This window comes from Aquirufa aurantiipilula (assembly GCF_019923745.1).
GTDB classification, from domain to species: Bacteria; Bacteroidota; Bacteroidia; order Cytophagales; family Spirosomataceae; genus Aquirufa; species Aquirufa aurantiipilula.
In genome coordinates this window covers 352,378-362,912 of the sequence record NZ_JAANOG010000003.1, presented here as the reverse complement: position 1 = coordinate 362,912, position 10,535 = coordinate 352,378, and the positions used below count along the sequence as shown (strand labels likewise).

General features: G+C 36.8%; 13 protein-coding genes. 7 read left to right on the top strand and 6 right to left on the bottom strand.

Going from position 1 to position 10,535, the window contains the following annotated elements; translation table 11 throughout:
* The 7 genes from G9H60_RS05290 to G9H60_RS05260 all read left to right on the top strand — a co-directional run.
* A partial coding sequence (locus tag G9H60_RS05290; RefSeq protein ID WP_223143039.1) for an integrase core domain-containing protein occupies window positions 1-198 on the top strand: 198 nt, incomplete at its 5' end.
* Between the two features lie 195 nt (window positions 199-393).
* Window positions 394-945: a hypothetical protein gene (locus G9H60_RS05285; RefSeq protein ID WP_223143038.1), complete on the top strand. Its 552-nt coding sequence runs from the start codon at window positions 394-396 to the stop codon at window positions 943-945.
* A 19-nt stretch (window positions 946-964) separates the two neighbouring features.
* Complete coding sequence (locus G9H60_RS05280) at window positions 965-1,363, top strand: MerC domain-containing protein (protein WP_223143037.1); 399 nt, start codon at window positions 965-967, stop codon at window positions 1,361-1,363.
* Window positions 1,364-1,421: 58 nt separating this feature from the next.
* Entirely contained in the window at window positions 1,422-2,876 is a 1,455-nt protein-coding gene (gene gatB / locus G9H60_RS05275) for an Asp-tRNA(Asn)/Glu-tRNA(Gln) amidotransferase subunit GatB (RefSeq protein ID WP_223143036.1), read from the top strand.
* 9 nt (window positions 2,877-2,885) lie between these two features.
* Window positions 2,886-3,998, top strand: coding sequence for a TlpA disulfide reductase family protein (locus G9H60_RS05270; RefSeq protein ID WP_223143035.1), 1,113 nt, complete (start codon window positions 2,886-2,888; stop codon window positions 3,996-3,998).
* A 3-nt stretch (window positions 3,999-4,001) separates the two neighbouring features.
* Window positions 4,002-4,802, top strand: a complete 801-nt coding sequence (gene proC / locus G9H60_RS05265) for a pyrroline-5-carboxylate reductase (RefSeq protein ID WP_223143034.1) — start codon at window positions 4,002-4,004, stop codon at window positions 4,800-4,802.
* A gap of 126 nt (window positions 4,803-4,928) precedes the next feature.
* Window positions 4,929-5,654, top strand: a complete 726-nt coding sequence (locus tag G9H60_RS05260) for a hypothetical protein (RefSeq protein WP_223143033.1) — start codon at window positions 4,929-4,931, stop codon at window positions 5,652-5,654.
* A 4-nt stretch (window positions 5,655-5,658) separates the two neighbouring features.
* Here the strand turns inward: G9H60_RS05260 and mutL are convergent, their stop codons facing one another.
* The 6 genes from mutL to G9H60_RS05230 form a co-directional block, all read right to left on the bottom strand.
* Window positions 5,659-7,509, bottom strand: a complete 1,851-nt coding sequence (mutL, locus tag G9H60_RS05255) for a DNA mismatch repair endonuclease MutL (protein WP_223143032.1) — start codon at window positions 7,507-7,509, stop codon at window positions 5,659-5,661.
* A 90-nt stretch (window positions 7,510-7,599) separates the two neighbouring features.
* The gene (gene rplL, locus G9H60_RS05250) at window positions 7,600-7,986 is read right to left on the bottom strand and encodes a 50S ribosomal protein L7/L12 (RefSeq protein ID WP_166229839.1); all 387 of its coding nucleotides are present in this window, start codon (window positions 7,984-7,986) and stop codon (window positions 7,600-7,602) included.
* Between the two features lie 66 nt (window positions 7,987-8,052).
* Window positions 8,053-8,586, bottom strand: a complete 534-nt coding sequence (rplJ, locus tag G9H60_RS05245; protein WP_130924445.1) for a 50S ribosomal protein L10 — start codon at window positions 8,584-8,586, stop codon at window positions 8,053-8,055.
* A gap of 2 nt (window positions 8,587-8,588) precedes the next feature.
* A complete protein-coding gene (rplA, locus tag G9H60_RS05240; protein WP_130924446.1) occupies window positions 8,589-9,287 on the bottom strand; it encodes a 50S ribosomal protein L1 in 699 nt (232 codons plus the stop codon).
* A gap of 38 nt (window positions 9,288-9,325) precedes the next feature.
* Window positions 9,326-9,763 (bottom strand): 50S ribosomal protein L11, encoded by a 438-nt coding sequence (rplK, locus tag G9H60_RS05235; RefSeq protein ID WP_109321960.1) that lies wholly within the window; start codon window positions 9,761-9,763, stop codon window positions 9,326-9,328.
* 217 nt (window positions 9,764-9,980) lie between these two features.
* Entirely contained in the window at window positions 9,981-10,448 is a 468-nt protein-coding gene (locus G9H60_RS05230) for a hypothetical protein (protein ID WP_223143031.1), read from the bottom strand.
* Window positions 10,449-10,535: the final 87 nt, after the last annotated feature.

The following is a 10,535-nucleotide window of genomic DNA, read 5'->3' as shown; positions in this document are numbered from 1 at the left end:
AAAGCAGAACGCATCAATGGCATTATTAAAAACAATTATTTACGGCATCGTAAAATCAATAACTTCGAAATGCTAGTCAAGGAAGTTGACCGCGCAGTATCACTTTATAATCTAGAAAAGCCACATACTGAGTTAAATAAAATGTCTCCTATTGCATTTGAAAAAAAACTACTAAATTTAAATCAAGCTATAAGCTAAATACCTAAAATACTTGAATATGAATCAAGTATAAGTGACACAAAACGGTCAACGTCATTCAGGCATTCACAATTTATAATCCATCATCCATAATCCATAATTTATACTCTATAATTCATCATTTATTATTGCAACATTGTTGCAATAATAAAATCTCTTTGTATATTTGCAACAGTATTGCAAAAAGATCCTCCTATGAAAAGTAATTTTGTATATGTATTCTTTTTTACACTCGTATTATTTTCTTGTAAGAAAGATCCAGCTGTAGAACCTACAGATGATAACGAATTAATAACCACCGTAGAATTGGAATTTACCAATAGCAAAAATGTCACGAAAACATTTTCCTTTCAAGACCTTGATGCTAATTCTATTACCCCTCCTGACAAATTTGAATCCATTGTTTTGGATGCAAATGAAAATTATGACATGGAGGTGAAAGTATACGATGAATCAAGAAAACCTCGTGTCGATGTGACCGAAAAAATTGAAGAAGATGCCGAAGCCCATTTGTTTGTATACAAAGTAACTCCAGCTTCTTTATTCTCTCTTAAGGCGAAAGACAAGGATAAAAATAATTTACCAGTTGGATTAAAGAATACGGGTAAAACCCAAGGTAAAGGTGTTGGTAAATTGCATGTTATATTAAAACATCAGCCTCCAGCTAATGGGAAAAGAACAAAAAATGGCGATGAGGAAATTGGGTCAACGGATATTGATTTAGAATTTAAATTAGAAATTAAGTAGTTATTTAAATATCTAAATAATGAAAAGATATAAACATTTATTGGGCATTGAAAAGATGGGCTTATTTTTCTCCATAGCCTGTGCCATTCATTGCATGACGTTGCCCATCTTTTTATTCTTTGCTCCCTATATTGCTAGTAGCTTTGCTTTTACTTCTACTTTTGAATGGATTTTGGTCTCTACCAGTTTTTTATTGGCTTTGATTTTATTGTTTCAAGACTTTAAAAGACACCGTAAACCTTTACCTATGATTTATCTAGGATTAGCTGTCCTAGTTAAAGTGATTGAAGTTAGTATGAGCAAGAATTCTTTTGATTGGGCTTTTGGTCTGCTCCTAGGTATTTTTATTTCAATTGCCTATTGGGTTAATTACAAACATAAAGTCGCTTGTACGTGTAAAATCAAGCACCAAGTCTAGCTTTCCTATCCTTTTTTGTATCTTTACAGACTATTGATGACCTAATTATTTCAAATCTGTGAGTACATTTCAATCTACTATCTATCAACCGGTTATTGGTCTTGAAATCCATGCACAACTGCAAACGGATTCCAAAATATTCGCCAGCGATGCTGTCCGATTTGGTAGAGAGGCTAATACCTTAATTTCTCCCATTAGTTTAGGTCATCCGGGAACCTTACCTTTTTTGAACAAAAGAGTTGTTGAATATGCGATTAAAATGGGGATTGCCATTGGATCTGACATAAATGAGTGGCAATATTTTGACCGTAAAAATTATTTTTATCCTGACCTTCCAAAGGGCTATCAAATCACCCAAGATAAAACACCTATTTGCATTGGTGGGAAAATTAAAGTTAAGTTAAAATCTGAAGAGAAATTCATTTCTTTCCACCATATCCATTTGGAAGAAGATGCTGGAAAATCAATGCATGAGGGCGATAATCCATTTAGTTTTATTGATTACAATAGAGCTGGCACACCATTAATTGAAATGGTAACAGACCCGACCTTGCATTCTTCGGAAGAAGCATTTGCTCTTGTTTCTGAAGTTCGTAAACTAGTTCGTTATTTGGGTATTTGTGACGGTAATATGGAAGAAGGATCCTTACGAGCCGACGTTAATATATCACTGAGACCCATTGGTACAGAAAAACTAGGGACCAAAGTGGAAATCAAAAACATGAATTCCATTCGAAATATTCAGCGGGCAATTGAATTTGAATGCACACGCCAAGCAGCTATGATAGATGCTGGAGAAACCATCATTCAAGAAACACGTACATTCGATGCACATACGGGTAAAACATCCAGTATGAGGGTTAAAGAAACAATGAATGACTATCGTTATTTCCCTGAACCTGATTTAGCGCCATTGCACATTAGCCAAGAATGGATTAATGAAGTAAGAGCAAGCATGCCTTTACTGCCATGGGAACAAGAACAAGAGCTCGTGGATCAGTTTGGTTTACCTGCCTATGACGCACATTTTTTGGCAGATTCCAAGGAAATGGCTTTGTATTTTAAAGAAGCGGCAAACTTTACCAAAGCCTATAAAGCATTATCCAATTGGCTTATGGGGCCAGTAAAATCCCACATGAATGAGAGTTTATTGCACATTCAAGACTTTGAAATAAGTCCTAAAAACCTAGCTGAGATAGTCGACCTAGTAGAATTAGGCAGCATCACCCATAATTTAGCAGCACATCAATTATTCCCACTTTGTTTGCAAGAAAGGTCCAAAAGTCCGAAACAATTAGTGGATGAAAATGGCTGGGCTTTAGTTGATAATAATGATGAGTTAAACAATTTCGTTCAAGAAGTAATTCAAGCTTTTCCAGATAAAGTAAAAGAATACCATAAAGGTAAAAAAGGCCTAATAGCTTTATTTATTGGAGAAGTGATGAAAAAATCAAAAGGTAAAGCTGATCCCAAACTAGTGAATCAATTAGTTCAAGAAGCCTTGGCCCAATAAACCATAACTATGAACCGTATTTGCCTACTTGCTTTTATTTTTATATCGTTTGCCTTGCAGGCTCAGGAGTTTACTATTCAAGTAAAAGTCAAGCAAATAGTCCCACAAAGAAAAGTATATTTAGAATTTCTTAATGGTCGGGGGCAAGCCATCAAAATTGACTCTTTAAGTCCAGATCAAAATAATAGTGTAGTTTTTCGTGGAAAGGTATTGGAAAATGGTGGATTCTACATTGTTAATTTTTATGATATAGCCAATCCTCAAAAGATTATGGTCATCTTAGAGGGAAATGAGAAAGTTCAAATAGAGGCGGAAGGAGTAAATTTGCCTGATAAACCTGGTACTTACAGCGTAAGTGGGGAATCAATTAATATCAAAATGATGAACCAGGTTATGGCCATTTCCAAAGGCCTAGAAAAAAAGATCATTGCCTGGAATGCAGAAATCCAAAAAACACCTGCTTCTCAAACTAGGATTCAAAAGGAGTTCGAGACAGCTCAAAATCTTGCGCTAAGTCAGATAAAAGCATTAATTCCGCAAATGGGGACTAATTTAGTGGCACTTTGGACTACTAATTTCTTGCCAATTGAAACGGAGATGGCAACTTTAGAAATCATTGCAGATAAATTTCGAGTAGCTAGACCCAATCATGTTCAGATAAAACCATTTTTGGAAAATTTGAAACGGCTAAAAGGAGTCAGTGTAGGTTCCGAAGCCCCAGAAATTAGCCTTCCTTCACCTAGTGGAGAAAAAATTGCTCTCTCTTCATTACGTGGTAAATATGTATTGATTGATTTTTGGGCAAGTTGGTGTGGCCCATGCCGGAGAGAAAACCCCAATGTCATTAAAACTTATGCTCGTTTTAAAGACAAAGGTTTTGAGATTTTTGGGGTAAGTTTAGATCAGGATAAAAGTGCTTGGTTAAAAGCTATCGAAACCGATCAATTAACTTGGAAACATGTTTCTGATTTACAATACTGGAATTCAGTGGCAGCACAAGCTTACCAAGTTTCAGCTATTCCAATGACATTTATGTTAGATAAGGAAGGTAAAATTATGGCAAAAGGCCTTAGGGGAGCTAGTTTAGACCAATTTTTGGAGAATTTATTTAAAGGAAAATAGTACATGAAAATTGCTATCATAGGTTGCGGAAATATGGGAATGGCTTTTGCCAATTCTTTTATTCAATATAATTTGGTCAAGAAAGAAGACCTGTTGCTTATTGAAAAAAATAAGGAGAGGGGGGATATATTACAAGAACAAAAAGCTGGAGTGGTAGTAGATACTATTTCTGAGAAGATATCGTCTGTCAATTTGGTCATATTATCTGTTAAACCCCAGGATTACCCATCAGTCTCAGAGGAGTTGAAGCAATATTTACGACCAGGCCAATTGGTGCTTTCTATCATGGCTGGTATTCCCATTAAAAAGATACAGGAAAGTTTATCCTATCCTTTAATTATAAGGGCCATGCCCAATACTCCCGCATTGCTAGGTATGGGAATGACCGCATTTGCTTCAGCACCGGAAGTAGGATTGTCGGATATTCGGTTGGCTGAGAATTTGATTAATTCCACTGGCCGTGCCGTATTTTTAGAAGAAGAGAGTTTATTGGATGCTGTAACGGGTTTAAGTGGAAGTGGTCCTGCCTATTTCTTTTATTTGATTAAAAACATGATTGATGCAGGTGTAGCCATGGGCTTCGATCCTGCTATGTCGGCTTTATTGGTGAAACAAACTATGCTAGGATCCTATCACCTGATGCAAACCAGTGATAAATCATTGGATGAATTAATTCAGGCTGTAGCTTCCAAAGGAGGAACCACTGAAGCAGCTTTAAAGACCTTTGGTGAAAAAGAAGTAGGAGAAGGATTGCAAAAAGGTATTTTTGCTGCCAGAGACAGAGCTGTAGAATTAGCTAAATAATTTTTTGTTTAACTAAGCAGAGAATTTATTGTTTTGATATCCGTCCTAAGGATGATTATTTTAAAAAATTAAGCTTTCTTTAGGGCTTAATTTTATATACGAGGGTACTTTTTTTTAATAAGTTCTATGAGGGTTGTAAAGTACCACATAAAAAAACAGGATATTGATATTCAATCAGACTTGTTTTCAGGCATTTATACTATTTTAACACATACCATTGGTCCTAATCTTACTTTAGATGAAGCATTGGGAGGTTCATTTTGTTATCCAGTTCCAGATGAGGTGTTTATCTGGAGTTTCATGGTGAAAGATAAGATGGTCGGGTTTTGTTATTTTACCATTCTAAGCCACGAAGATTTAGTCATCATTCGATTAACCTTATCGGTAGAAAGAAATTATAGACATATCGTTAAAATGCCTTACCATGATTTCCTTTGGGAAATGATCTTCATCAAATTAAAGAATTTGTCGAAAAAGGTGGTATTTTATTCCAATCCAATCAATCCTATTATTTATTCAGTTATCAGAGAGTATACCAAAAACTTCTTACGTTACGAGAATAATGTCCCATCTCAAACGGCAACCATTAATAAGATTTATGATCTATTTGAAATAGAAAGGTACAGCCGTACTAGGAAGACTCCATTTAAAATGGAAGAAACAAGTTTGAATTTTGAGACTTTAAGGCATAGAAATAAATATGTCAATGATTTTTTAAACCAAAATCCAAACTTTAAACAAGGAACAGGATTGATCACAATGGTACCAGCTACCGTAGCCAATATGATTTATGCCGTAGTAAAAATGGCGAAGAAGCAATTCAATCCTTCTAAATCAAAATACAAGAAATAGTAATTTAGTTCAGTAAATTGATAATTTCCTGAAGGTGAAGGGCTCGGCTAATTTGTTCCCCATTGGGAGAGGAATTAGGATTACTGCTTGCAAATAATTGCTCGACCAAGGCATTCATTTCTTCGGCACTTAATTTTTTCTGTTGGTATCTGATAGCTGATCTGTTCGCCATTGCTTGGGCAATTTTTTCATTGCGATGTTTACTTAGATCGCTGGCTTCATGTTTGACTTGTTCCAATATTCCTTCCAACAAGGATTGTCCATCTTCTTCCCCTAAACCCGCGGGAATTCCTTTGACCCAGTATTTGCCCCCATCTTCTTGGGCGAGTTGAAACCCAAGGTAAAGCAAGTCTTCTTTGATTTCCTCTAAGATTAATTGGTCAGCCGGACTAATATGCAATAATTTGGGGAATAATAATTGCTGGGAAGCCCCATTTTTTCGCTGTAAATGATCCATGAATTGATCATAAAGAATACGTTGATACGCTCTTTTTTGATCGATGAGTATAAGGCCATTGGACCAACTTAATGCTAGGTATTTCTGCAATATTTGAATAACCTGGAAGTTGGTAGAATTGAATTCCGTGGTTTCTCTTTGGTTAGCCCTACTCTGTAGTATGGTTTCTGAACTATAGTTTTGTTGTTCAAACAAGAGAGGCTTTATAGCTGGTGCTTGTTGCTCAAATGCCTGGATATTGTCGTGTAAACCTTCATAAAGTTTTTTCCAGGCATCTTGAACGTTTTTATTGGAATTATTTCCTGATCCTGTCGAAAAATTCCCACTTCTGTTGGCTAATGCTTGTCCAGAAGGTGTATGTGGAATATTAAAATTGACATTGGTATCAAAATCCAGCGAGGGGATTAAGTTGTGAATACTTAAGGTCTTTCTAACTGCTGCTTGAACGATGGCATAAATAGACCTTTCATCGTCGAATTTGATCTCCGTTTTAGTTGGATGGACATTAATGTCAATATGGCTAGGATCGATGCTTAGAAACAAAACATAGAAGGGGAAAGCGCCTTCGGGCAATAAGCGTTCATAGGCGCTCATTACGGCATGGTTCAAATAGGCATTCTTGATGTAACGATCATTGACGAAGAAAAACTGTTCACCCCGAGTTTTTTTGGCATGTTCAGGTTTTCCTACATAGCCTTTGATACTCACGTAGGACGTATCTTCTTCGCAAGAGGCTAATTGTTCTCGATAACCTTTACCGAATAAATCCACGATTCTTTTACCGAGCTTTTCAGCAGGCAATTGATAGGTTTCTTGTTCATTCTGAACAAAGGAAAATCGAATGTGTGGATGGGCTAGGGCGACATGTTGAAATTCATCCAGGATGTGTCGGATTTCAACTGGATTTGATTTTAGGAAATTTCTGCGAGCAGGGATGTTATAAAATAGATTTTTAACGGTAATGGATGTGCCAACTGGATGTTGAATACTTTCTTGTATTTTTAGAACAGAGGCTTCCATTCGAACTAAAGTTCCTAATTCATCTTGCTCTCTCCTCGTTTTTAATTCCACCTGCGCCACAGAGGCAATAGAAGCCATGGCTTCACCACGAAAGCCCATGGTTTTGATGCTAAAGAGATCCTCGGCCTTTCTAATTTTGGAAGTGGCATGTCGTTCAAAACACATTCTTGCGTCTGTTTCGGACATTCCAGAGCCATTATCTATGACTTGAATAATTCCTTTCCCTGCATCTTTGATGATGAGTTGTATGTAGGTAGCTTGTGCATCGATGGCATTTTCCATGAGCTCTTTGACTACCGAAGCGGGTCTTTGTACGACTTCACCAGCAGCAATTTGGTTTGCTATGGCATCTGGAAGTAATTGTATCAAATCACGCATGTTAATAGGTAGGTATAGGCAATTAGAATTCAAATAAAGCAAAAAAAAGGGAATGTTGCCATCCCCTTTCTTTTATAATCAGTGTGTGAATTATTTCAATTCAACTTCAGCACCAGCTTCTTCTAAAGATTTTTTCAAACCTTCAGCTTCGTCTTTAGATACACCTTCTTTAACAGCTTTCGGTGCAGCATCAACTACATCTTTCGCTTCTTTCAAACCTAAACCAGTTAAGTCTTTTACTAATTTAACGATAGCTAATTTGTTAGGACCAGCAGCTTTCAAGATAACATCGAAAGATGTTTTCTCAGCAGGAGCATCAGCACCGTCACCAGCACCAGCAGCAGGACCTGCAACTACAACAGCACCAGCAGCAGCTGGCTCAATACCGTACTCATCCTTAAGGATAGCAGCTAATTCATTTACTTCTTTTACAGTTAAGTTCACTAATTGTTCAGCGAACGCTTTTAAATCTGCCATTTTTTGAAAATTTAATTGTTAAGAATTAATTATTTTGTGGGGTATTACCCCGGTAAAATCTGGTAATTATTCAGGACGCTCTCCTAAAGTCTTTACGATACCAGCTAATTTCTTCTCGCCGCTTGTAAGAGCAGAGATAACGTTTTTAGCAGGCGATTGCAATAGGCCAATAACCTCTCCAATCATCTCGTTTTTCGACTTGATATTTTCAAGTGCTGTTAATTGGTCTTCACCAATGTATAAACCACCTTCAATAGAAGCGCCTTTGAATGCAATTTTATCCTTTCCTGCTTCTTTACGGAAGTCTTTGATCAATTTAGCTGGAACTTTAGCATTTTCTGGGGAGAAAATGATTCCAGACATACCTTTCAATACACCTTCGTTGAATGCAGAATAGTCATTTCCCGTTTTCTCTAATGCTTTAGCGATCAAAGTGTTTTTGAATACTTTGTATTCTAAACCTCTTGAAAAACACATTCTACGGAATTCTGTAGCCTGAGCTACTGTTAAACCGGCTGTACTTGCAATGTAGAAGTACGGAGTTACCGCGAACTTTTCGCTTAACTCATCAATAATCTGATTTTTTTCTTCTCTTGTCATGATTACAATCCAGTTACTGTCGCCTTATCAATAACAATGCCCGGAGACATAGTAGAAGATATATTGATCGATTTAACATATGTACCTTTTGCAGAAGATGGCTTCAATTTGATCAACGTATTGATCACTTCTTGCGCATTTTCAGCAATTTTGCTAGCGTCAAATGAAACCTTACCGATTGAGGTATGGATGATACCTGTTTTATCAACTTTAAAGTCAATTTTACCGGCTTTCACTTCATTTACTGCTTTTCCTACTTCCAAAGTTACTGTACCAGACTTTGGATTAGGCATAAGTCCACGTGGACCTAACACACGACCCAAGCGACCTAATTTGGCCATAACCGTAGGCATTGTGATGATTACATCGATATCGGTCCAACCTCCTTCGATTTTTGAAATATAATCATCTAATCCTACATGGTCAGCACCGGCTGCTTTTGCTTCCTCTACTTTATCAGGAGTACACAATACGAGAACTCGTACGTCTTTTCCTGTTCCATGAGGTAGGGCAACCACGCCACGAACCATTTGGTCGGCTTTGCGGGGATCTACTCCTAAGCGAACATCAATGTCCACTGAGGCGTCGAATTTTGTATAGGAAATTTCCTTCAAAATTTCAGCCGCTTTGTTTAGAGAATACTCTAACGTCGCGTCATATTTAGAAAGGGCTTCCTTTTTTTTCTTCGTAAGTTTTGCCATTACCTTTTTATTAAAATGTTAAATTCTGATTATTACAATCAGAACGGTTTCTCTCCAGAAACAGTAATACCCATTGATCGGGCCGTTCCAGCAATCATACTCATTGCTGCTTCAATTGTAAAACAGTTTAAATCTGGCATCTTAGTCTCAGCGATAACTCGCACTTGATCCCAAGAAACAGATCCTACTTTTTTCAAGTTTGGCTGAGCCGAACCTGATTTCACCTTAGCTGCTTCCAATAACAAAATTGGTGCAGGAGGAGTTTTTACAACGAAATCAAACGATTTATCTGCGTAATAAGTAATTAGGACCGGCAATACTACGCCGTTTTTATCTTGAGTTCTAGCATTGAACTGCTTACAGAACTCCATGATATTTAATCCTTTCGAACCTAATGCAGGACCGATGGGCGGTGAAGGATTGGCTTGGCCACCTTTGCATTGAAGCTTAACGTAACCAGCTATTTCTTTTGCCATATTAAAACATCGTTTTTAAGTGAATTATTGAGGTTTATCTGCCAATAAGGGTGGAAGCTTCCTTATCTGATGTACCTCGTTTTGATCTTCCAGCGTAACAAACCTTCCAATCCATTCATCCGTTTGATAATCAATCGAATAGAATGCCGCTTTTTAAACGGACTGCAAAATTAGGAGATTTATTTGATAAACCAAAGCTAATTGACAATAATTCAAATTAATATTCCCAGCTATGATATAATTCTAAATATCCATTTCTTAGTCGAGAAGATTTTTGTATTAAAATCAATTGTTGGATTTGATAATAGGCTATTACAGGTGTTGATAGAAGCGTCCCCCAATAAATAGAAGGATAATCATTTTTGGTTAAGCTAAGCCAAAGTATCCAGGATAATACTTTTAAACTTAGCGATATATTGGTAAATGTATAACGAGCGATCCCTTTCTCTTTAAGGTCAAAATATAGATTTTTGCCTTCAGGTACATCAAGGGAAAATCGGGAAGGTGGATATCGAAATAGATTGAAACGGAAAGCTATTTCGATAACATGGTTTCCACAGGGCAATTGGAAGGTGTCATGCTTTCCCAAGTTTTTACTGAGCACTTCTTGAGTTCGTGCATTTTTAATGGAAAGATTTTGATAACGTAGTAGTGAACCTGTATAGGTGATGGTGATTTCAGACATATTATTAGTGGATAGCAGATAATGTTATCTGTTTTTTTACTACAAATAAATCAAATGGGAGTGAAATAAAAAACCCCAACCAAAAGG